This window comes from Enterobacter cloacae complex sp. ECNIH7 (assembly GCF_002208095.1).
GTDB lineage: Bacteria > Pseudomonadota > Gammaproteobacteria > Enterobacterales > Enterobacteriaceae > Enterobacter > Enterobacter cloacae_M.
The window spans coordinates 2,246,144-2,268,450 of the sequence record NZ_CP017990.1 but is presented as its reverse complement, the minus strand read 5'-3'; the positions used below and the strand labels follow the sequence as shown (position 1 = coordinate 2,268,450).

The following is a 22,307-nucleotide window of genomic DNA, read 5'->3' as shown; positions in this document are numbered from 1 at the left end:
AAATATGAATAAACGTTACCTCCCTCTCTTTGTTGCGCTGACACTTAGCGCAGGCGTACATGCACAAAGTGCACCGTTGACCATCCCACATCCAACCAAGTTTGATCAGCTAACTCAACCATCTGCTGATGTAACGATGCCTGAAAGTTATGTTAAAGCAATTGCACAGCAGGCCTACATCTGGGGCTGGCCAATGGTGAACCAGTTCAACCGTCGGGAAACTATCGCCAAAGCGCCCTATCCCGCGCTTAATGGTGGAATGGTCCCCGTCGCGCCAATGGGTCAACTCAGCATGCTGACAGACTACATTAAGCCTGAAGAAACCTTCGTTACCTGCCCCAATCAGGATGTTGCATATGGCCTGGGCTTCTTCGAGTTAGATAAAGAGCCCATAGTCATCCAGGTACCGGATTTTGGCGAGCGTTTCTGGGTTTATGCTATCTATGATGCCCGCACGAACCAGATTGGTAATGTCGGTAAGCCTTACGGCACGAAGCCAGGATTCTATTTATTAGTCGGGCCGAACTGGAAAGGCGAAACGCCGAAGGGTATTGAAGGGGTCATTCGTTCCTCAACAGAAATGGCTAACGTTATTCCACGCGTACAGATGGATGATACGCCGGAAGACCGCAAAGCCATTCAGGCTCCAATTAAGGAAATCATGACCTACCCGCTAAGCCAGTTTGACCGAAAAATGAAATCCTTTGAATATTCAAAAATTCCGGCCATTGGTGATAAACCTGATGCCAGCGCGGGCGAGACGCGCTGGGTGGTGCCAGAGAAGTTCTTTGACCAGTTTGCAAATGTGCTGGATAAAGTGCCACCTCTGCCTGGTGAAGAGGCAATGTACGCTCAGTACCGCCACCTGGTCGAAGCCGGGAAGAAAAACCCTGACGTTCGCAAATGGATGGATGAAGCGGCGATTGAGACGGATAAAACGGTAATTGCAGACTTCTTTAAATGGAAAAATAACGGGGTGCCCGCCGGTAATGGCTGGAACCGTTCTAAAAATAACGCCGAGTTCGGTGTCGATTATTACAACCGCACAGGCACTTCTAAATCGAATATGTTCGATAACAAACAGAACGAAACCCAATATTTTTACACCGACAATGATGCCGCTGGTGGGCAGTTATCTGGCGACCATGACTACACGATTACGTTCGCCAAAGGTGAGCTTCCTCCTGTAAAAGGATTCTGGTCACTTACGCTCTACAACAGCAAGCATCTGTTTAGCCCAAATGAACTGAATCGTTTTTCACTTGGGACGAAAAATAAAAATCTGAAGTACAACGAGGATGGCTCGCTAACGCTCTATGTCAGCAAAACCCGCCCTTCTGACGATAAGGTTAATAACTGGCTCCCCGCCCCCGAAGGAAACCTGTCACTCTATATTCGAGCTTACTGGGGTGAACAACCTATTCTGGATGGCACCTGGCAGCCACCGAAAATTGAAACGGTGAAATAAACCAAATCCAAGGCCCCTTGTTGATGACCGGGGGCCCTTGTGTCTGTGCAGAAAGGAACCGAGCATTGCCCTACTGTAGGTAGCTATACAAACTCGCCAGGATGTGATGGTAGTACATGTTCATCACCTAAAGAGGAAATGCGCATGACTCCACATCCACTACGCCAGGTCATTGAATCCTGCGATCGCGCCATCACCACCAAAAACTATGACGCCCTGATGGAGTACTACGCCGACGACGCGGCTCTGGTGGTCAAGCCCGGCATGACGGTTAACGGAAAAGAAAATATTCGCAGCGCGTTCATTGCCATTTCTGATTATTTCCAGGACCAATTGATTGTGGAACAAGGAGAGATGCAGGTGATCGAAGGTGGCGGCAATGCCCTCGTTATCATGGAAACCGTTCTGCGTTTTCCTGATGGTCAGTGTGGAATAACAAAAATGTCGCGCCGCGCGACCTATGTTTTTCGACAGGAAAGCGACGGTCGCTGGCTTTGCACCATCGACAACTCCTACGGTACGTCGCTTCTGGATACCGGGAACCGATCGCGTTAATCACGGTTATAAAGGGGCGCTGCCGCCCCTCCACGCCTGCGCCCTTAATGTGTAGTGATGCGCGGCTCCTTCACAAACTCAGCCAGCAGCCACACCATATCGTGCAGCAGGCTCGTCAGCTCTTTCGCTACGTGAGCGAGTAGCGTTCCACCCATCACCACCTGCGTCAGCGCCAGAACGTAGTCCACCTGCGTTAAGGTGTCCTGCCAGCAGTCCGGCACGCAGGAGTTGATTTTCTCACCCATGATCAACTGTTCAATCAGGTATGGAGGAAGATCGACATCACAGAGTTCACGCAGCCTGCGCAGGGTCTGCAGGAGACGTTCGCACAGCGCTGCACGGCTTGCGACATCATCGGTTTCGACCAGTACGCTCACCAGCGCGGCGCAGCTGTCGGCGACGACAAACAGAGCGGCATTGGCCGGAAGCGGTCGGGAGATAAGTTGCAGGCGTATGTGCCGCAACGCAGGCACTTTACGACCGCACCCCGTAGAGGAAAAGGCATAACGCTGAATTTCATAAGGTTACTTTGCGGTTTGCGAAGCGCCTTCCAGAAAAGTTTACCGGGGCCAGACAGAGCGCGCCCCACCAAATTTTGCCCCAACCTCAACCGTATAACTGGTGTATTGTTTCTAAACAACTCATTCTTCTAAAGGACACCTGCGCAATGATCGGCATCCTCGGTAAAACCACCTCCATCAACGTTCGTAAAGTGCTCTGGACCTGCGAAGAAGCGGGCATCGCCTACCGGCAGGAAGATTACGGCAGCGGTTTTGCCTCGACGGAAACAGATGCCTTTCGCGCCCTCAACCCTAACGCCATGGTGCCGGTGCTGATTGATGGCGATTTCGTGCTGTGGGAGTCCAATTCCATCTGCCGTTATCTGGCGCGCAAGGCCGAACGTCACGATCTGCTGCCCCAAGAACCGCAGGCCTGCGCCAACGTTGAGCGCTGGATGGACTGGCAGGCCACTGAATTTAACAACGCCTGGCGCTATGTCTTCCCGGCGCTGGGGCGTAAAAACCCGGACTTTAACGACCCTGAGCGCATTGCGGCAGGAATCAAGGAGTGGAACCACTGCATCACCATTCTGGAAAACCAGCTGCAGCGCACCGGCGCATTTGCGGCGGGCGAGACGTTTACCCTTGCGGATGTCGTGCTTGGGCTGTCGGTGAATCGCTGGAAGATGACGCCGTTTGATAAGCCCGACGTGCCCGCGATTGAGGCCTGGTTTGAACGTCTTAACCAGCGCCCGGCTTTTTTGCGTCACGGCAATAACGGCATGATTTAAAATTTACGCCCCCATGTTGAGCAAGGATATTTTATTTAATTACTTAACCCTGAAAGTCGTCAGAGGGAATAATAATTAAGCCATATCCTGGACAGCCCGTTGCGCCGCTTTGCTAGCCTGAATATTCATGCAAAGCTCAATCTGGAGGTATTCTTGCTGATTAGGCTCAAGAAAGAACGAACGCATAAGGAGGATCGCCGGCTTGCTCTCTGGCTGGCGACCTCGGCAGGTTTACTAAACGCCATCGCCCTCGGGGCATTTGGTTTTTTCCCCTCACACATGACCGGCAACACCTCACAGTTATCCAGCGAAGTTTCTTCCACCGACCTGAGCGATATTATTTTCTTCGGCTCGATTATTCTCTCTTTTGTCGCAGGCGCCATTATTGCGCGCGCGATCGTGATATGGGGGATTATCCATAACGTCAGGCTGGTTTTTTGCCAGATCCTGTTTGTCGAGGGGATATTACTGACCGGCGTCTCTTTCTACGAAATGTATTTTCATGCCCTCACCAGCAACCGCGAGATAATTCTTTTTCTCTGCTTTCTGATGGGCATTCATAATTCTACCTCCACGCAGCTTTCCGGCGGACGGGTAAGATCGACGCACATTACCGGCACGCTGACGGACGCCGGGATCTCCCTGGCCTCGGTAATGGTGGCGATGCTGCGCAGGGATTACTCCAAAGATACGGCGGCGCAAAAAAGCCAGCTAAAAACCCACTTAACCACCCTGTTCTCGTTCATTACTGGCGGTATTGCGGGGCTGCTGCTGTTCAGATGGATCGGGTTTAACGCCATGCTGGCGCTCGGGTTGATGCTCGCCGTGGTCGCTATCGTTTCAATTATCACCGTCTCGACGCGGGTTCGACGGGTTCGTGCCTCTCTCTGAAATGAATGTCCGATATTCGGCGTATGAGCCTTTTAGATGTGACACTGTCACATCTAAAAATTCGCTTTAGGACTATTCTGCCCGACCCACAATCAGGCCTTATGCCATAAGGCCTGAACTGATGTTGCCACTAGTTTCATAGGGTTACTGATTTTACCCCTTCGCTGGAACCCTTCCCAAACGCTTGCTATAGGTCAATTACCCCTGCCGAAACATGGCATAACAACAGGCAACCGGTGGTTGCTATAACGCATGCGCACAGGGAGACACACCGCAATGCACCCATTACTCAAACGTTCGCTGCTGTTTGTCGGCGCCATTATCGTGGTCCTCGCCCTCCTCGTCTGGGGTATCGGGATGGAGACGATTAAGGCGCGCCAGGTTGACCTGGTTTATCTCGGGCAACAGCACATGATTCTGGTTTTCTCATCGATGTTTTTTGCCCTGCTGGTGGGTATTCCAGCCGGTATTCTGCTGAGCCGCCCGGCCGCGCGGGGTATCGCCGAATATGTGATGCAAATCTTCAACGTCGGCAACACGCTGCCGCCGCTGGCCGTGCTGGCGCTGGCGATGGTGGTGATTGGCATTGGCGATACGCCCGCCATCATCGCCCTGTTCCTCGCCTCGCTGCTGCCGATCGTGCGCAATACCTACGCCGGGCTGTGCTCGGTCCCGTCGTCGCTGCTGGAAGCGGCAAACGGCATCGGGATGACCAAATGGCAGCGTCTGCGCCAGGTAGAGCTGCCTGCCGCCTGGCCGGTGATGCTCTCGGGGATCCGCATCGCCACCGCCATAAACGTCGGTACCGCACCGCTGGCGTTCCTGATCGGTGCCAGCAGCTACGGCGAACTGATTTTCCCCGGCATTTACCTGAACGATTTCCCGACCCTGATCCTCGGCGCGGCGGCCACCGCCCTGTTCGCCCTGATCCTCGATACCCTGCTGGCGGCGCTGGGTCGCGCGATGAGTCCCCATCTCGCTCGATAACAATAACAAGGAGCTTTTATGAGACTGTTTTCCGGCCTGACGGCGCTGTGTGCCGCGGTGCTGTTCACCGGCCAGGCGATGGCGGCCCCGCTGATTCTGGCGACCAAGAGCTTTACCGAGCAGCACATTCTCTCGGCGATGACCGTGCAGTACCTGCAGAAAAAAGGTTTCCAGGTCCAGCCGCAAACCAATATCGCCACGGTGATCTCCCGCAACGCGATGATCAACAAGCAGATTGACATGACCTGGGAGTACACCGGCACGTCCTTGATCATCTTTAACCATATCAACAAGCGCATGTCGCCGCAGGAGTCTTACGAGACGGTGAAACGCCTGGACGCAAAGCACGGTCTGGTCTGGCTCAAGCCCGCCGACATGAACAACACCTACGCTTTCGCCATGCAGCGCAAGCGCGCCGAGGCGGAACACATCAACACCATGTCGGAGATGGTGGCGAAGATTGAGCAGATCCGTAAAACCAACCCGGACAAAAACTGGCTACTTGGCCTGGACCTGGAATTTGCCGGACGCAGCGACGGCATGAAGCCGCTTCAGGCGGCCTACAGGATGGATCTGGACCGCCCGCAAATCCGTCAGATGGACCCCGGTCTGGTCTATAACGCGGTGCGCGACGGCTTCGTCGACGCCGGTCTGATTTACACCACCGACGGGCGCGTGAAAGGCTTCGACCTCAAGGTGCTGGAAGACGATAAAGGCTTCTTCCCGAGCTACGCGGTGACGCCGGTGGTGCGTAAGGACACGCTGGAGGCCAACCCCGGGCTGGAAGAGGCGCTCAACACCCTCTCGTCGCAGCTCAACAACGACGTTATCACCGAGCTGAACAAGAAGGTGGATATCGACCATCAGTCACCGCAGCAGGTCGCCCGCGATTTCCTGCGTAGCAAACAGCTGCTGTAGGAGGCGCTATGGAGACGATTCACTACATTCTGGACAACTGGGATTACCTCTTAACCCTCACCCTTCAGCACCTGTGGCTGGTGGCGCTGGCCGTAGGTTTAGCCATCATCATCGGCGTACCGCTGGGGATTCTGATTGTCCGCCACAGGTGGCTGGCGACGCCGGTGCTGGGGATAGCCACTATCGTGCTGACCATTCCGTCCATTGCCCTGTTTGGGCTGATGATCCCGCTGTTTTCGCTGATCGGTCAGGGAATTGGCGCCCTGCCCGCGATTACGGCGGTGTTTCTCTACTCGCTGCTGCCGATTGTGCGTAACACCCATACGGCGCTCGACAGCCTGCCGCCGGGCCTGCGCGAAGCCGGACGCGGTATCGGCATGACCTTCTGGCAGCGGCTGCGCTGGGTTGAGATCCCGATGGCACTGCCGGTGATTTTCGGCGGCATCCGCACCGCCGTGGTGATGAATATCGGCGTGATGGCGATTGCCGCGGTGATCGGCGCGGGCGGACTGGGCCTGCTGCTGCTCAACGGCATTGGCGGAAGCGATATTCGCATGTTGATTGCGGGCGCGCTGATGATTTGTCTTTTAGCGATTGTGCTCGACTGGCTGCTGCATCGTCTGCAGGTGGTTCTGACTCCAAAGGGGATTCGATAATGATAAAACTGGAAAACCTCACCAAACAATTTTCACAGAAGCACGGACAGACCTTTAAGGCCGTCGACAACGTTAACCTGACCGTGCCCGAAGGGGAAATGTGCGTCCTGCTCGGCCCGTCCGGCTGCGGAAAGACCACCACCCTGAAGATGATTAACCGCCTCATTACCCCAAGCAGCGGGACGATCCTGATCAACGGTGAAGACACCAGCGGGATGGACACCGTCACCCTGCGCCGCAACATCGGCTACGTGATCCAGCAGATTGGCCTGTTCCCGAACATGACCATCGAAGAGAACATCACCGTCGTGCCGCGCATGCTGGGCTGGGATAAAGCGCTCTGCAAAACCCGCGCCGAAGAGCTGATGGATATGGTGGCGAAGTTCCTCAACCGCTACCCGCGCGAGATGTCCGGCGGCCAGCAGCAGCGTATCGGCGTGATCCGCGCCCTGGCTGCTGATCCTCCGGTGCTGCTGATGGATGAACCCTTCGGCGCGGTGGACCCGATCAACCGCGAGGTGATCCAGAACCAGTTCCTGGAGATGCAGCGCAAGCTGAAAAAAACCGTCATGCTGGTGAGCCACGATATCGACGAAGCCCTGAAGCTCGGCGACCGTATTGCGGTGTTCCGTCAGGGGAAAATCGTGCAGTGCGCCAGCCCGGATGAACTGCTGGCGAAACCGGCGAATGAGTTTGTCGGCTCGTTTGTCGGTCAGGACCGGACGCTGAAGCGTCTGCTGCTGGTATCGGCGGGCGACGTCACCGACCAGCAGCCGACCATTACGGTGCGGGGCTCTACTCCGCTTCCCGAAGCCTTTGCGACCATGGATGATAACGACATTCGTGCCGTGACGGTGGTCGACGAGCACGGCAAGCCGCTGGGCTTTGTGAAGCGTCGCGAAGCGCGTAACGCGAGCGGTACCTGCGCCGACATCCTGCATCCGTTCCGCATGACCGGCAAAGCGGAAGACAACCTGCGCGTGGTGCTTTCACGTCTGTATGAGAGTAATACCAGCTGGATGCCGATCGTGGATGAGGACGGTCGTTACAACGGCGAGATTTCGCAGGACTATATTGCCGAGTACCTGAGCTCCGGACGCACGCGCCGGGCGCTGAATATTCATAGCGACAGCTAACCTTTCTGGCCGGGCATCGCCCGGCCTTTTCGCACGCAGACCTTTTGCTAACCCTGCGATTTCCCGCCACAATATCGTATCGTCCCCGTTAAAACGCACCCCATGCAACGTCTTCATACCTACCCCGACATCCGCGCGATGTTTCGTCGCCTGCTGATTGCCACCGTCACCGGCGTGCTGGCCGCGCTGGCCGTTGCGGTATTCCGCCACAGCATGTACCTGCTGGAGTGGCTGCTTCTCAGCAACGACAGCGGCAGCCTGGTGAATGCCGCCGCGTCGCTCTCGCCCTGGCGACGCGCATTGACGCCAGCGCTGGGCGGGCTGGCTGCCGGGCTGCTGCTCTGGGGATGGCAGCGTCTGACCGCGCAGCGGCCTCATGCCCCTACCGATTACATGGAAGCGCTGGAGACCGGCGACGGCCAGTTTGACTTCGGCGCCAGCCTTGTGAAATCCCTTGCCTCGCTGCTGGTCGTGGCCAGCGGAAGCGCCATCGGGCGTGAAGGGGCGATGATCCTGCTTGCCGCCCTCGCCGCCTCCCTATTCGCCCGGTGCTTTACGCCCAAATCCGAGTGGAAATTATGGATAGCCTGCGGCGCCGCCGCCGGGATGGCCAGCGCCTACCATGCTCCGTTAGCCGGAAGCCTGTTCATCGCGGAAATTCTGTTTGGCACGCTGATGCTGGCCTCGCTCGGCCCCGTGGTTATCGCAGCGGTGGTGGCGCTTCTCACCACTCAGCTCCTGGCACCGGGCGCGGGTACGCTCTACGCGGTCCATCTGAGCGGCATCCTCACCGCGGCCGATTATGCTCTTCTCGTCGCGATGGGCCTGCTGGCGGGCCTTTGCGGACCGCTGCTAATGTGGCTGATGGACTTCAGCCACGGGCTTTTCCTGCGCCTCAAGCTTTCGCCGCCGTGGCAGCTGGCGCTGGGCGGTGCGATCGTCGGGCTGCTGTCTCTCCTCACGCCGAAGGTGTGGGGGAATGGCTACAGCGTGGTTCAGGCTTTTCTGCTCGCGCCGCCGCTGCTTTCGGTGATTGCCGGGGTGTTCATCTGTAAGCTGCTGGCGGTGCTGGCGAGCAGCGGATCGGGTGCGCCGGGAGGGGTTTTTACGCCTACGCTGTTTGTCGGTATGGCGACGGGAATGCTGTTCGCGCAGCTTTTCGCACTGTGGCTGCCGGGTTCTGAAACGGCAATTTTGCTGGGGCTGGCGGGGATGGCTACGCTACTCGCCGCGACCACGCATGCGCCCATTATGTCGGCGCTGATGGTCTGTGAAATGACCGGGCAGTATCTTTTACTGCCCGGCCTGCTGGTCGCCTGCGTGGTCGCGTCCGTGCTGTCGCGGACGTTACGCCACGACTCGATCTACGGCCAGCACGCCACCGAGGGCAGAGAGATCGATGTACTGCGCTAACTCGCGCTGCTCGGCGCGCGGCAGATAAGGCAGTTCACCCACCAGCGGTCCGGGCAGTTTTTTGCTCAGCACGTCGATAATCTCCGCGTAGTGCGCCAGGCCCGGGTTGATGCGGTTTGCCACCCAGCCAACCAGCGGCAGGCCGTCATTGGCAATCGCCTGCGCCGTCAGCAGCGCGTGGTTGATGCACCCTTCCTGGATACCCACCACCATTACTACCGGAAGCTGCTCCTGCACGACCCATTCAGAAAGCGGGCGCAGGTCGTTCATCAGGCTGCGCCAGCCGCCCGTCCCTTCTACCACCACGTGGTCCACCTTCTCGCTCAGGTTCGCCAGTCCGTCGGACAACAGGGGATAATTAATCAGGCCGCTGTGCGCTACGCTGCTCTCCTCTTCGCTTAACGCAATGGGATTGACCGCGTGATAAGGCAGTTCCAGCGACGAGACGCTTTGCAGCACCAGGGCGTCTTTATTACGCAATCCCTCTGGCGTCTCTTTACTGCCTTTTGCGACCGGTTTGTACCCTGCCACGCGTTTACCGCTTGCTGCCAGCGCCTGCAGCAATGCGCGGGATACGACGGTCTTGCCGACAGAGGTATCTGTACCAGTAACAAAGAAACGCTTAAGCATGACTCACTCCACCTCTTGGGTATGCTTCGAAAATATAAACCAGGTAAATAATTCAGTGGAGGAAGTCTACGGGATGCATGCGCTACCCGGCTTGAGATAGCGCAATTTTTCTTACATCAGCGGAAAAGAGTTAACCCTGTAACAGGCGGATCAACAGCGAGCCGTTATACATGGCATCTTTGACCAGCGCCGCGCCGGCCATGGTTCCCTGGTTGGAAAACTGTGTGCTTTCTACCGCAATATTTTTGCTGTAGGCGGGAAGCGACTGCTGATGGATACAGGCCGAGATTGCCGGGAAGAGGATCTCCGCCGCCTGGCTCAGCGGTGAGCCAATAAGGATTTTTTGTGGATTGAAGAGGTTCACCATAATGGCCAGAATGCGGCCAACGTTATTACCCACGCCGGTAATAATGTCCTTCGCCAGCAGATCGCCCTGGCGCGCGGCGGCGCAGAGGGAATCCACCGTTAAGGGTTGTCCGTGCAGCGAGGAGCTCATGGACTGGCTGAGCCTGACCTGCGCCAGCTCAAGCACGCTTTCCACGCTGGCAATGGTCTCCAGACAGCCGTGGTTCCCGCAGTAGCAGCGCTTGCCGTACGGATCGACCTGGGTGTGGCCAATTTCCACCAGGCTACTGCTCCCGGCGTGGAGAAGACGTCCGTCGGTAATCACGCCCGCCCCAACGTTATGGTCGATGACCACCTGAATCACATCCCGCGCGCCGCGCGACGCGCCAAACAGCGCCTCCGCCATCGTCCAGGCGCTGATGTCATGCTGAATATAGACCGGCACGCCGGTATGATTTTTCAGCACCTCACCCAGCGGCATCTCTTTAACATCGTCGTAAAACGGCATGCGGTGAACAATACCATTTTCGGTATCAATAATTCCCGGCATGGTGATGGCAATCGCCGTTAAGCGTTCAAGCCGCTGCTGATGGCGGATAAAGAAGTGATCGATATGCGAGACAATCGCGTCGAGGAGCGGTTCCTCCGCGTTGAGCGGCAGTTCAAGCCGGTCTTCCACCACCAGCTTGCTGCTCAGGTCGCGCAGCGCAAGGAAGATCTCCCCCCGGCTGATGCGCAGTGACAGGTAGTGCCAGGCTTCCGTTTCAACCACCAGCCCGACGGCCGGACGGCCACGGCTTCCGGGTTCCTGAATTTCCGTCTCCTGAACCAGGTGCGCTTCCAGCATCTCGCGGACAATCTTGGTGATACTGGCAGGTGCCAGTTGTGCCAGGCGCGAAAGATCGATACGCGAAACCGGACCAAGCTGATCAATCAGGCGATACACCGCGCCAGCGTTGGTCTGCTTAATCTGATCGATATGCCCTGGCTGACTATCAGCAACCACCTCGTACTCCCTTATTTTCGAGCTTCGAAATAAACTGTTTGCTATGGTGAAGCACTTCCATGGCCGTCGTCAAATATTTACTTAGCCATGTGATTTACCGCACATTTTTACCCTCTTTTCCGTGAAAATGCCGCCCGGCAGAGGCGCTAATTAGCTGCTGTTTGAAGCGCTGTGCGGCATGGCTCTGTTCACGGTGTTTTGACCACACCAGCCACATTTCGGAAACGGCATCCTCTTCGGCAATGGTCACCCAGCGCATTTCACGCAGCTGCACCCGCTTAAAGGAGGCCGGAAGAATAGACACGCCCAGACCGGCCGCGACCAGGCCGATAATGGTCATCGCTTCCCCTACCTCCTGGGTGATGACCGGGGCAAGATCGTAGCGGCGCATCAGCCCCAGGATATCGTCATACAGGCCCGTCCCGACCTGCGGGTCAAAAAAGACAAACGGCTCTTTTGCCAGCTCTGCCAGCGAGACCGCCGGACGCGACGCCAGCGGGTGATCGTGCGGGATCATGGCCATCAGCGGCTCGCGCAGGATCACCTCCCACGCCAGCGAGTCCGGCAGCTGGGTGTTACGCATCAGCCCCAGATCCAGCGAACCCTCATTCAGCGGCGCAATCTGCTCGCGGGTATTGATTTCGCGCGTCTGAATATGAACATCCGGAAAGTGGCGACGGAATGACGAAAGGGTCTCCGAGACGGCGCTGATGAACGGCGCGGACGAGGTAAACCCGATTCGCAGCTCTCCGGCTTCTCCGAGATAGAGCCGTTCTGCACGGGCGGCGGCGTCATCGACCATGCTCAGAATTTGTCGGCTGTCGATCAGGAACTGCTTACCCGCCGCCGTCAGGCTCACGCTGCGGTTGGTGCGGGCCAGAAGGCGCGCCCCGACCTGCTGTTCCAGGATCTGAATCTGCTGGCTTAACGGTGGCTGAGAGATATTCAGCCGTGCCGCCGCGCGGCCAAAATGCAGCTCCTCGGCAACGGCGACAAAGTAGCGAAGATGACGCAGCTCGATATTCATATTTTTAAAGTATCATTTGAGATTATTAATATATTAGACAGAATATTTACATTTTCCTACCCTGAACATGTGGTCATACCCGTCACCAGAAATCACGGGGATTTTTAAGCAAGGAAACAGTGTGAGCCGTACAACGACTATTGATATCGATCCGGCAAGAGATATCAATGATTTACCCGCATCACCGCAGCCGGTCCAGTTCATTAAACGTGGTACCCCCCAATTTATGCGCGTCACGCTGGCGCTCTTTTCCGCCGGTCTGGCGACCTTCGCCCTGCTCTATTGCGTTCAGCCGATCCTGCCCGTTCTCTCTCATGAGTTTGGCGTATCGCCTGCCAGCAGCAGCGTTTCACTCTCTATTTCTACCGGCATGCTGGCGATTGGGCTGCTCTTTACCGGGCCGCTGTCCGACGCCATTGGCCGTAAACCGGTGATGGTGACCGCGCTGATGCTGGCGTCGGTCTGTACGTTACTCTCGACCATGATGACCAGCTGGCACGGCATTCTGGTGATGCGCGCGCTGATTGGGCTCTCGCTCAGCGGCGTGGCGGCGGTCGGGATGACCTACCTCAGCGAGGAGATCCACCCGAGCTTTGTTGCTTTCTCTATGGGGCTTTATATCAGCGGGAACTCGATTGGCGGAATGAGCGGCCGCCTGCTGAGCGGGGTGTTTACGGACTTCTTTAACTGGCGTATTGCGCTGGCGGTAATCGGATGTTTTGCGCTGGCATCCGCCCTGATGTTCTGGAAAATTTTGCCCGAATCGCGTCATTTTCGCCCGACATCGCTGCGCCCGAAAACGCTGTTTATCAACTTCCGCCTGCACTGGCGCGACAAAGGGCTTCCGCGCCTGTTTCTGATCGGCTTTCTGCTGATGGGCGCCTTCGTCACTCTGTTTAACTATATTGGCTACCGCCTGATGCTCTCGCCGTGGCATCTGAATCAGGCCGTTGTCGGTTTGCTTTCTGTGGCCTATCTCACCGGCACGTGGAGCTCGCCGAAAGCCGGGGCGATGACCGCACGCTATGGACGCGGGCCGGTACTGCTGGTATTCACGGGCGTGATGTTACTCGGCCTGCTGCTGACGCTATTATCCTCGCTGTGGTTCATCTTTGCCGGAATGCTGCTCTTCTCCGCCGGGTTCTTCGCCGCCCACTCGGTCGCCAGCAGCTGGATTGGCCCGCGCGCGCGTCGCGCCAAAGGACAGGCATCATCGCTGTATCTGTTTAGCTATTACCTGGGTTCCAGCATCGCCGGGACCCTCGGCGGCGTGTTCTGGCATTACTATGGCTGGAACGGCGTGGGCGGGTTTATCGCGCTGATGCTGTGCGCGGCGCTGCTGGTGGGGAGAAGCCTGCATCAGCGTTTGAAATAAACAAACGCTATCCCCCGCATATCAGCTAATGTACGGGGGAGCGTTTCTCATGTTAGCTAAACTTAATTCGGTATTAAGTAAAACGAATTCTTTATAACCATTTTGTGCATTCAGCTCTCTTCCCTCTCTCTGTAAGCTCATCGACTTCATCGTATGAAAAGAGGGATTTTAAAATGGCCATTCCAGGCAATATGTGGTTGTTCGATGACGGTGGTGCGCTTATCAAAGGCGGTTGTGATGCGCAGCACAGGGAATACAGTATTGAGTTCAAAGGATTTCACCACAATCTTTCGACGCCGACCGATAACCTGACGGGTAAACCTACGGGTAAACGCATCCACTCCCCAATGATGATCGTAAAGGAATTCGATTACTCATCACCCTATCTCTACAAAGCGGTCGCGACAGGTCAGGCTCTGCAAAAAGCCGAACTCAAGTTCTACAAGATTAATGACGCAGGTCTTGAAGCGGAGTATTTCAATATTCTTCTGGAAGGCGTGCGGATTGTTTCAGTATCACCTGCAATGGCCGCGCCGGGCGACAATAATAACAACCACCTCGAAACGGTTGAATTGCGCTATGAGAAAATTACATGGAAACATAACGACGGCAATATCATTTTCTCTGACGCATGGAATGAACGGGCGACGGCGTAACTGGGGTACTGGTATGGATACAACGGAAGAGATTAACGGAACCTACTTCTACAGAGATCATTCAAACGTCACTCAGGGCGAGTTACTTGAGATCATTTTTCTTGAGGAGTTCTGTATGGAGTTGGGGATAGATGCCGTTTCAGGCGCGGCTATATTGGGCGGACAACCGTGGCTACGTACTCGGGTAAAACCTGAAGGCGCTACCCTGGGGACAAGCGTTGTTTCAAAGTACGCGCGAATAATTTTACGGGACGCTCGTCTTCCTTTCGGGATTAAAATTCCCACTCCCGTGGGAGTCAGGATGCAGCCAACTAACAAACTCGCAGCGGTAATTGGTCGCTATATCCCCTGGCTTGGGTGGGCCTCACTTGCACTGACTCTTCATCGAGTTTCAACGCGTACACGAGAGAAATACAATTTGATTGCACGACCAAAAGACCGCATAGCGTGGACATCTTTCTAATGAGCATCGTAGACGACGTGTTATTTATGTTTCGGGATGAAATTCCTGGTTATCTGGATAACGACTGGAAAGAAGTTCCTCTGGAACTGGATTCTGATTTATTCGATTCACCGGGCGATGACCTACACGATGCATTAACCCGATACGAGAAAGAGTTCAACGTCGATTTGTCTGGTGTGGATTGGTCTCGCTATTTTCCCTGGCAGAATACGCCCTTGTTAAAGCGCTGGTTCAGATTGAAGCGGGAAGAAATTGAATCAACCCGCATACCGTTGACCGTAAGAATGTTTGCAGAGTCGGCAAAAGCAGGAAAGTGGCTCTACGACTGACTAATAAGGGGCTTCGCGCCCCTTGCATCAAAAGTGCACTAATCCTCCATAATTCACGATACACTCCCTCAATACTCCCAAAACGATAAGGAAGAACAAGAATGGAAAAATCATCGGCTTATCAGGCACTCACCCGCACCTTCCAGCGTCTCTCCCGCTTCTCTCACCTCTCCTCCATCGCCAGCTGGGACATGTTCACCATGATGCCGCCGGGCGGCAGCGCCGCGCGCGGCGAGGCGCTGGCGGAGATGAGCGTCCTGCAACACCAGATCCTGACCGATAAAAAAGTCGGCGACCTGTTAGCGGCGGCGGCAGGTGAAGATCTGAATGATGTCGAACAGGCCAACCTGCGCGAAATGACGCGCCACTACCAGCAGGCCACTCTGCTGCCGGAATCGCTGGTGGAAGCCAAATCCCTGGCGGGCAGCAAGTGTGAACACGCCTGGCGTACTCAGCGTCCCGCCAACGACTGGCAGGGTTTTTCCGCCAACCTGAAAGAGGTGGTAAAACTCAGCCGCGAAGAGGCTCGCCTGCGGTCTGAAGCCAAAGGCTGTACGCCGTACGACGCGCTGCTGGATATTTTTGAGCCCGACATGACCAGCGCGCGTCTGGACGTTCTGTTCGGCGATATGAAGTCCTGGCTACCGGACCTGCTGGCAAACGTGGTGGAAAAACAGGCTCAACGGTCGTTTATTCCCCCGCAGGGCCCCTTCCCGACGGCCACACAGCGTGAGCTGGGCCTGGAAGCCATGAAGATGCTTGGCTTCGATTTTAACGGCGGTCGCCTGGACGTGAGCGCGCACCCGTTCTGCGGCGGCGTCCCGGAAGACGTGCGCATCACCACGCGCTATGACGAAGATGAGCTGCTCAGCGCGCTGTTTGGCGTGATCCACGAAACCGGACACGCCCGCTACGAACAAAACCTGCCGCGCGCGTGGGCAGGACAGCCGATTGCCCTGGCGCGCTCAACCGCGATCCATGAGTCACAGAGCCTGTTCTTTGAAATGCAGCTGGGGCGCAGTGAAGCCTTCCTCAGGCATCTCCTCCCTGCGGTACACGCCCGCTTTGGCAGCCAGGCGGCGTTTAGCGAAGAGAACTTTATTGCCTGGAACCAGCGCGTGAAACCCGGCTATATCCGCGTCGATGCGGACGAAGTGAGCTACCCGGCACACGTGGTGCTGCGCTATGAGATTGAGCGCGCGCTGATCAACGGCGAGATAGAGGTGGACGATATTCCCGCCCTGTGGGATGAGAAAATGCAGGCCTGGCTCGGATTATCCACCAAAGACAACTACCGCAACGGCTGTATGCAGGATATCCACTGGACCGACGGCGGTTTTGGTTACTTCCCGTCATACACGCTTGGCGCTATGTACGCCGCGCAGCTGTTCCATGCCGCCAGAACCGCACTGCCGGGTCTGCAGTCCTCCATCACCGAAGGCGATTTTTCCGCACTCTTTGAATGGCTGCGTCAGAACATCTGGCAGCACGGCAGCCGCTTCAGCACGTCGCAATTAATCACCCAGGCGACGGGTGAAGATCTGAATATCCGTTACTTCCGCGAACATCTGACCTCCCGTTATCTTTAATCCCTCTGCCGGAGCCTGCTCCGGCACTCTTCTCACCCTTTTCAATAAGAATATGATTTAGCACATGTTGTCATGATTGCGTCGGGTGTATGAATGCGTGTCCTTCCGACACAATTAGACTGCCATCAGGTTAGGATTAAAAAAATAAAGGGATGAATGATGAAAGGCATAATCAAAACGATGTTAGCCATTCTGTGTGCGACCAGTTTAAGTACTTTCGCAGCCACGGATAATACCCCGCAAGACGCGTTTAACGATATTACCCGCTCTCTTGCAGACCTCCAGCCCATCACGTTTCAGGCTCCTGCTGAAAAATATAAGCTGCTGGTGTTTATTGATAACCAGTGCATTTACTGCAGCAACGTAGTGAAAAACGTTAAGCAATATACGGATGCCGGTTTGACGATGTCGTTTCTGACCGTTGCGCCCAACGCCATTCGCGACTCGGTAATTGAAGATATGGGGCGCGTCTGGTGTTCAACCGATAAGGTCAAAAGCCTGCAACAAGCGATGGCGGGATTTTTACCGGATAACGACACCACCACAGCCTGCTCCGATCTGATCGCGCGGCAATCTGCCCTGGCAGAACGTTTGGGCATTAGCATCACCCCGGTAATGGTGGTGATCGAGCCTGAATCACGGACGATTATAGGCAGTCAGTCTCCGGCGGCTATTCTGGCCACACTGAACAAATAACAGAGGCCCGTACGAGCAGCGGCGTTTGGCCTGTTCGTACACTTTCCTCCCCTCTGTACATTCCGTTACACGCCGATACCAATCACTCACGGAAACCTCGAATTTACAGGGATATAGTTATTTCAACGGCCCCGCAGTGGGGTTAAATGAAAAACCAAATTCGAGGGTATGAGAATGAATAAAGTATTAGCTCTGGTTGTTGCCGCTGCTATGGGTCTGTCTTCTGCTGCATTTGCTGCTGACACTACCGCAACTGCAGCACCGGCTGCCGCGCCTGCTGCAACCACCACCGCTGCGCCAGCAAAAGCGGTTCATCATAAGAAACATCACAAAGCTGCAGCGAAAAAAGAAGCCGCTGCACCAGCAACCGCAGCACCAACCGAGCAGAAAGCTCAGGCTGCCAAAAAGCACCACAAAAAAGCCGCTAAACCGGCTGTAGAGCAGAAAGCGCAGGCTGCTAAAAAGCACCACAAAAAAGCAACCAAACCGGCTGTAGAACAGAAAGCTCAGGCTGCTAAAAAGCACCACAAAAAAGCGACCAAACCAGCTGTAGAACAGAAAGCTCAGGCTGCTAAAAAGCATCACAAAAAAGCAGTAAAACACGAAGCTGCTAAACCAGCTGCACAGCCAGCTGCGTAAGAGTACAAGCTTAACCGTGCCCTTCGGGGCACGTTGGTAAACCGGCGCTGAACCGGAACAGGTTCCGCGCCGTTTTTTTATTTCCGGAGGGCGTATGCTGCGACGCTATCGGTTTGAGCTGATTCTGATCCTGCTTATTTTATGCGCGCTCATCGCCAGCCATTTTTATCTTTCCTGATTGTAGCACGCTGATTTTACTCCCACTTTAGCGCTGTCCCGTCTATAGTATTTTCATAGGGTTCACTTTTAATAATCATAATTACCCCCACCAGAGTGTGATATGCGTAAATCTGTTGTGTTGTTACTGGGAACGTTTGGTCTTTTTTCTGGATTCTCACATGCGGATGATGGCGGTGATGACACCATTAGCGCGAAAGAGCTAAAGACGCTTTTTTTCGGTCATGACGATCGTACGCGCGTCGCCGATCCCACCCAGGCCCCCTGGGATGCTATAGGCCAGCTGGAAACCGCCAGCGGTAACTTATGTACTGCGACGCTGATCACCCCGCAGCTTGCCCTGACGGCAGGACACTGCCTGTTAACGCCGCCAAACGGCAAGCCGGATAAAGCCGTTGCCTTGCGGTTTGTGTCGCAAAAAGGGACCTGGCGCTATGAAATCCACGGCATTGAGGGAAGGGTTGATCCGTCTCTCGGCAAACGCCTGAAGCCGGATGGCGACGGCTGGATAGTGCCACCGGCGGCCGCCTCGTGGGATTATGGCCTGATCGTTTTACGCTACCCGCCTTCGGGCATTACGCCGCTGCCGTTATTTGACGGCGACAAGGCCGCCCTCACCGCCGCGCTGAAAGCCGCCGACCGAAAGGTGACGCAGTCAGGCTATCCTGTCGATCATCTGGATACGCTTTATACGCACACCGACTGTATTGTGACGGGCTGGGCGCAAACCAGCGTACTCTCGCATCAGTGCGATACGTTGCCGGGTGACAGTGGTTCACCGCTGATGCTGAAAACCGACAAGGGCTGGCAGTTGATTGGTGTCCAGAGCTCTGCCCCGGCGGCAAAAGACCGGTGGCGCGCCGACAACCGCGCCTTGTCCGTTACCGGTTTCCGCGACCAGCTGGAGGCGCTGGCTACACAGTAAGCCAGCGCGGAGGCCTGAAACTAAGGATCGCAACGTTATCAGGCGAGTTTTATCATGATCATGCCGGCAAGCAGCAAGATGAGCCCCATCCAGCCCTTGTTGTTTAAGCGCTGGCCGAAGAGCACCCAGCCTGCGGCCAGCGTGGCGGCGATACCAAAACCGCCCCACAGCGCATAGGCCACCGACAGGTCGATCCCTTTTACCGCCTGGGACAGGGCGCTGAACGCCCCCAGAACCGCGGCAATCGACATCAGGCCGTACAGTTTACGGCGAAAACCATCCGAGAATTTCAGCAGAACGTTCGCCAGGATCTCCAGCACGATGGCAAGCCCCAGCCAGGCCGCATGAACCCACTCAAACTGTTGCATGGTTCTGCTCCTTCTGCTGTTTGCCAGGCTTACGGGTACCCGATTTAATCAGCACAATACCCGCGACCAGCGTCGTTAATCCGGCGACCTTCATTATTGTTAATGTTTCGTCAAATATCAGCACGCTGAACAGCGTAATCAACAAAATACCGATCCCTTCCCACAGTGCATACGCGACGCCCAGCGCAATTTTTTTCACCGCAAACGAGAGGAAAATATAAGAAAGCGAAATCATCACCAGCATCAAAATAAAACCGGTGTTGCCATCGCTGACGCTTGCCCATTTCATAGACAGCGTGCCGGTAATTTCAGCGACGATAGCCAGCGCTAATAGGATCCAGTAAAACATGTTTTTCTCCTGCTTGAGAATATAATCCATCGTGGCCCGCTGCGTGCAGCAAACCCAAAAAAAAACGAATTGAAATCAGATAGCTAAGCGCTTAGCGCCAGCTCAGGCAGAAGAAATGACTATAGTGCGGTGCGCCAGTGTTGCTCACCAGAAAGCAGGCAGAAGGAGGTGGAGTAGACAGCGGTATTGTTTGAAGAGTACGTCCTGAACATATTGTCCATAAAATTACAATTATCCGCGTTGTTGCTTCTCGTCTTTGCGGATGAAAATTGTCCTCGGTAGTTAAACACACCAGATTTGTACCATAAGCCAGGATTTTACTCAAAGTCTTTGCAATTCTTTACCCATACCGTTTGATTTTGGTTAGTTTATTGCAACGCCTTTCACCTTTATTATAAATATAAAGAAAAATTCGGAGTCACCATGGCTAAACCCATTATTACCCTGAACGGGTTAAAAATTGTCATCATGCTGGGCATGCTGGTGATCATACTGACGGGCGTTCGTTTTGCCGCCGACATTATTGTGCCCTTTATTCTGGCCCTGTTTATCGCGGTGATCCTTAACCCGCTGGTGCAGCGCATGACGCGCCTGCGCATCCCGCGCGTGCTGGCAATCACGCTGCTTATCAGCATCATCATTGTGGCGATGGTCTTGCTGGTGGCGTATCTGGGGACCTCGCTCAATGAGCTGGCGCGAACGCTGCCGAAGTACCGTTCTTCGCTGGCGATACCGCTGCTCCAGCTGGAACCCTGGCTGCAGCGCGCGGGTATCGAAATCTCGGTTGAGGAGCTCCTGAAATATATCGACCCCAACGCGGCCATGACGATCGTCACCAGCCTGCTGGCGCAGCTTTCCAATGCCATGACCTCCATTTTCCTGCTGTTTTTAACGGTGGTGTTCATGCTGCTGGAGGTGCCGCAGCTGCCGGCAAAGCTGCAGCAGATGATGGTCCGTCCGGTTGAAGGCATGGGGGCGATTCAACGCGCGCTGGACAGCGTCTCCCGCTATCTGGTGCTGAAAACGGCGATTAGCCTGGTCACGGGCGGTGTCGTCTGGGCGATGCTTCTGGCGCTGGACGTTCGCTTTGCCTTTGTCTGGGGGCTACTGGCGTTTGCGCTTAACTACATTCCCAACATCGGCTCCGTGCTGGCGGCGATCCCCCCTATCCTTCAGGTGCTGGTTTTCAGCGGGCTTTATGACGCGCTGATCCTGCTGGCCGGCTATCTGGTCATCAACCTGGTGTTCGGTAACATTCTTGAGCCACGCATGATGGGGCGAGGGCTGGGACTCTCCACGCTGGTGGTCTTTTTGTCCCTGATTTTCTGGGGCTGGCTGCTCGGGCCCGTTGGAATGCTGCTCTCCGTCCCGCTGACCATTATCGTCAAGATTGGCCTGGAACAGACGGCGGGCGGGCAAACCATCGCCGTGCTGCTGAGCGATATGAGCCATAAATAGCGGTCAGTCCGCCATCGACAGGAGGGGCTTGCGGGTCCTTCCCCCTTCGCGATACGTACCGATCGCCCTCCGCCATTCCGCCAGCGGATACACCGTGACGTCGCTGTACCCGCTGGCGGGCAAATTAAGCCAGATGCGGTCAAACTCCGCGCGCCACGCCTCAGCGCTGAGCGCATCCAGACCGTTTCGGATATGGAACCACGCCACGCGCGGCGCGGGCCGTTGCTGTCTGAACGTTTGCCCGGAGAGCAGCCCGTAGCAGACAAACATGCCCTGCTCGGGCATCGCGCTGAGGATCGCTTCCGCCAGCGGCCCGCCGGTGGCATCGTAGACGACGTCAGCACGCGCGGCGACGGTGCCAATCCGCTGCGCGTCATGCTGCGCGACGGGAATGATACCCATCGCCTCCAGCCGTTCAGCGTGAACGGGGGAACGGTGGATCCCGTACACGGCTTCCGCTCCTGCCTGACGTGCCCACTGCCCCAGCAGAATGGCGCAATCCGACCCGGCAGCCGTCAGCAGCACCCGCTTTCCTTCAGGCGGATAGCGGGTAAGCATCATCTGCGCCGCCAGCGGGTTGATATAGGCCCGTGCGGCCAGATGTGCGTCAACAGCGTCCGGAACGGTGATAGCATACTCTGCCGGGCAATCAACATAGCGCTGCCAGGTGCCTTGACCGCGCAGCGGCAGGACGCGTTCACCCAGCAGATGCGCAAAGGACGCGGGCGCGTCGGTGACAATGCCGACACCTTCATACCCCGCTACCGCCGGTAACGGGGTTCTGTGGCGGTAGGCGCCGGTAATGGGAATAAGATCGGACGCGTTCACGGGAGAAAACAGCATTCGCACGCGCAGATGACCCGGCGCAAGCGCCCCCAGCGGCGCGGTTTCAGATTGCAGAACGATTTCTGGCTCGCCAAAACGGCGATACCAGAGGGCCAGATTTTCCATTACGATCTC

General features: G+C 55.9%; 26 protein-coding genes. 18 read left to right on the top strand and 8 right to left on the bottom strand.

What is annotated here, in order from left to right; translation table 11 throughout:
• Positions 1 to 4 precede the first annotated feature (4 nt).
• Both WM95_RS11285 and WM95_RS11280 read left to right on the top strand, forming a co-directional pair.
• Complete coding sequence (locus WM95_RS11285) at positions 5 to 1,468, top strand: DUF1254 domain-containing protein (RefSeq protein ID WP_063408727.1); 1,464 nt, start codon at positions 5 to 7, stop codon at positions 1,466 to 1,468.
• A gap of 144 nt (positions 1,469 to 1,612) precedes the next feature.
• Positions 1,613 to 2,023, top strand: coding sequence for a YybH family protein (locus tag WM95_RS11280; protein WP_063408728.1), 411 nt, complete (start codon positions 1,613 to 1,615; stop codon positions 2,021 to 2,023).
• 44 nt (positions 2,024 to 2,067) lie between these two features.
• Here the strand turns inward: WM95_RS11280 and WM95_RS11275 are convergent, their stop codons facing one another.
• Positions 2,068 to 2,487: a hypothetical protein gene (locus WM95_RS11275; RefSeq protein WP_369880840.1), complete on the bottom strand. Its 420-nt coding sequence runs from the start codon at positions 2,485 to 2,487 to the stop codon at positions 2,068 to 2,070.
• 203 nt (positions 2,488 to 2,690) lie between these two features.
• On the opposite strand from WM95_RS11275, the gene WM95_RS11270 reads away from it, so the two are divergent.
• The 7 genes from WM95_RS11270 to clcB all read left to right on the top strand — a co-directional run bounded on the left by WM95_RS11270 (position 2,691) and on the right by clcB (position 9,315).
• A complete protein-coding gene (locus tag WM95_RS11270; protein WP_063408730.1) occupies positions 2,691 to 3,314 on the top strand; it encodes a glutathione S-transferase family protein in 624 nt (207 codons plus the stop codon).
• A 153-nt stretch (positions 3,315 to 3,467) separates the two neighbouring features.
• A complete protein-coding gene (locus WM95_RS11265) occupies positions 3,468 to 4,205 on the top strand; it encodes a YoaK family protein (RefSeq protein ID WP_063408735.1) in 738 nt (245 codons plus the stop codon).
• A gap of 276 nt (positions 4,206 to 4,481) precedes the next feature.
• Positions 4,482 to 5,192 (top strand): osmoprotectant ABC transporter permease OsmY, encoded by a 711-nt coding sequence (gene osmY / locus WM95_RS11260; RefSeq protein ID WP_088544775.1) that lies wholly within the window; start codon positions 4,482 to 4,484, stop codon positions 5,190 to 5,192.
• A gap of 18 nt (positions 5,193 to 5,210) precedes the next feature.
• Complete coding sequence (gene osmX, locus WM95_RS11255; RefSeq protein ID WP_063408731.1) at positions 5,211 to 6,110, top strand: osmoprotectant ABC transporter substrate-binding protein OsmX; 900 nt, start codon at positions 5,211 to 5,213, stop codon at positions 6,108 to 6,110.
• 8 nt (positions 6,111 to 6,118) lie between these two features.
• The gene (gene osmW / locus WM95_RS11250) at positions 6,119 to 6,766 is read left to right on the top strand and encodes an osmoprotectant ABC transporter permease OsmW (RefSeq protein ID WP_023311514.1); all 648 of its coding nucleotides are present in this window, start codon (positions 6,119 to 6,121) and stop codon (positions 6,764 to 6,766) included.
• Positions 6,766 to 7,902, top strand: coding sequence for an osmoprotectant ABC transporter ATP-binding protein OsmV (gene osmV, locus WM95_RS11245; protein WP_088544774.1), 1,137 nt, complete (start codon positions 6,766 to 6,768; stop codon positions 7,900 to 7,902). Before osmW ends, osmV begins: the two co-directional genes overlap by 1 nt.
• Before the next feature lie 102 nt (positions 7,903 to 8,004).
• Positions 8,005 to 9,315: a voltage-gated ClC-type chloride channel ClcB gene (clcB, locus tag WM95_RS11240; RefSeq protein ID WP_063409417.1), complete on the top strand. Its 1,311-nt coding sequence runs from the start codon at positions 8,005 to 8,007 to the stop codon at positions 9,313 to 9,315.
• Here the strand turns inward: clcB and bioD are convergent.
• From bioD to WM95_RS11225, 3 genes are all read right to left on the bottom strand, one after another.
• Complete coding sequence (bioD, locus tag WM95_RS11235) at positions 9,250 to 9,945, bottom strand: dethiobiotin synthase (protein ID WP_047742052.1); 696 nt, start codon at positions 9,943 to 9,945, stop codon at positions 9,250 to 9,252. The two genes, clcB and bioD, sit on opposite strands and share 66 nt — an antisense overlap.
• A gap of 130 nt (positions 9,946 to 10,075) precedes the next feature.
• On the bottom strand, positions 10,076 to 11,296 hold the full coding sequence (gene mlc, locus WM95_RS11230) for a sugar metabolism global transcriptional regulator Mlc (RefSeq protein ID WP_023311510.1): 1,221 nt from the start codon (positions 11,294 to 11,296) through the stop codon (positions 10,076 to 10,078).
• Between the two features lie 94 nt (positions 11,297 to 11,390).
• Positions 11,391 to 12,323, bottom strand: coding sequence for a LysR family transcriptional regulator (locus WM95_RS11225; protein ID WP_047742053.1), 933 nt, complete (start codon positions 12,321 to 12,323; stop codon positions 11,391 to 11,393).
• Between the two features lie 121 nt (positions 12,324 to 12,444).
• On the opposite strand from WM95_RS11225, the gene WM95_RS11220 reads away from it, so the two are divergent.
• The 8 genes from WM95_RS11220 (at position 12,445) to WM95_RS11180 (ending at position 19,172) form a co-directional block, all read left to right on the top strand.
• Complete coding sequence (locus tag WM95_RS11220; protein ID WP_063409418.1) at positions 12,445 to 13,698, top strand: MFS transporter; 1,254 nt, start codon at positions 12,445 to 12,447, stop codon at positions 13,696 to 13,698.
• A gap of 173 nt (positions 13,699 to 13,871) precedes the next feature.
• The gene (locus WM95_RS11215) at positions 13,872 to 14,354 is read left to right on the top strand and encodes an Hcp family type VI secretion system effector (protein WP_063409419.1); all 483 of its coding nucleotides are present in this window, start codon (positions 13,872 to 13,874) and stop codon (positions 14,352 to 14,354) included.
• A 13-nt stretch (positions 14,355 to 14,367) separates the two neighbouring features.
• The gene (locus WM95_RS27590) at positions 14,368 to 14,817 is read left to right on the top strand and encodes an STM2901 family protein (RefSeq protein WP_063409420.1); all 450 of its coding nucleotides are present in this window, start codon (positions 14,368 to 14,370) and stop codon (positions 14,815 to 14,817) included.
• Positions 14,817 to 15,146 carry a DUF1493 family protein gene (locus WM95_RS11205; protein ID WP_047742057.1) on the top strand — a complete coding sequence of 110 codons (330 nt, stop codon included), beginning with the start codon at positions 14,817 to 14,819 and terminating at the stop codon, positions 15,144 to 15,146. The genes WM95_RS27590 and WM95_RS11205 overlap by 1 nt, the downstream gene beginning before the upstream one ends.
• A gap of 101 nt (positions 15,147 to 15,247) precedes the next feature.
• On the top strand, positions 15,248 to 16,735 hold the full coding sequence (locus WM95_RS11200) for a carboxypeptidase M32 (RefSeq protein WP_063409421.1): 1,488 nt from the start codon (positions 15,248 to 15,250) through the stop codon (positions 16,733 to 16,735).
• Positions 16,736 to 16,891: 156 nt separating this feature from the next.
• A complete protein-coding gene (locus WM95_RS11195) occupies positions 16,892 to 17,431 on the top strand; it encodes a thioredoxin fold domain-containing protein (protein ID WP_081247955.1) in 540 nt (179 codons plus the stop codon).
• 174 nt (positions 17,432 to 17,605) lie between these two features.
• Positions 17,606 to 18,070 carry an acid resistance repetitive basic protein Asr gene (gene asr / locus WM95_RS11190; RefSeq protein ID WP_032657610.1) on the top strand — a complete coding sequence of 155 codons (465 nt, stop codon included), beginning with the start codon at positions 17,606 to 17,608 and terminating at the stop codon, positions 18,068 to 18,070.
• A gap of 280 nt (positions 18,071 to 18,350) precedes the next feature.
• A complete protein-coding gene (locus WM95_RS11180) occupies positions 18,351 to 19,172 on the top strand; it encodes a trypsin-like serine peptidase (protein WP_045401259.1) in 822 nt (273 codons plus the stop codon).
• 38 nt (positions 19,173 to 19,210) lie between these two features.
• Here WM95_RS11180 and mdtI read toward each other — a convergent pair whose 3' ends face one another.
• The 3 genes from mdtI to WM95_RS27850 all read right to left on the bottom strand — a co-directional run bounded on the left by mdtI (position 19,211) and on the right by WM95_RS27850 (position 20,179).
• Positions 19,211 to 19,540 (bottom strand): multidrug/spermidine efflux SMR transporter subunit MdtI, encoded by a 330-nt coding sequence (gene mdtI / locus WM95_RS11175; protein ID WP_024909144.1) that lies wholly within the window; start codon positions 19,538 to 19,540, stop codon positions 19,211 to 19,213.
• A complete protein-coding gene (gene mdtJ, locus WM95_RS11170) occupies positions 19,527 to 19,889 on the bottom strand; it encodes a multidrug/spermidine efflux SMR transporter subunit MdtJ (protein WP_063409423.1) in 363 nt (120 codons plus the stop codon). Before mdtJ ends, mdtI begins: the two co-directional genes overlap by 14 nt.
• Positions 19,890 to 20,008: 119 nt before the next feature.
• A complete protein-coding gene (locus WM95_RS27850) occupies positions 20,009 to 20,179 on the bottom strand; it encodes a protein YdgV (RefSeq protein WP_085930315.1) in 171 nt (56 codons plus the stop codon).
• A gap of 133 nt (positions 20,180 to 20,312) precedes the next feature.
• On the opposite strand from WM95_RS27850, the gene WM95_RS11160 reads away from it, so the two are divergent.
• Entirely contained in the window at positions 20,313 to 21,347 is a 1,035-nt protein-coding gene (locus tag WM95_RS11160; protein ID WP_063409424.1) for an AI-2E family transporter, read from the top strand.
• A gap of 3 nt (positions 21,348 to 21,350) precedes the next feature.
• Here WM95_RS11160 and WM95_RS11155 read toward each other — a convergent pair whose 3' ends face one another.
• A complete protein-coding gene (locus tag WM95_RS11155; protein WP_088544773.1) occupies positions 21,351 to 22,298 on the bottom strand; it encodes a zinc-dependent alcohol dehydrogenase family protein in 948 nt (315 codons plus the stop codon).
• Positions 22,299 to 22,307: the final 9 nt, after the last annotated feature.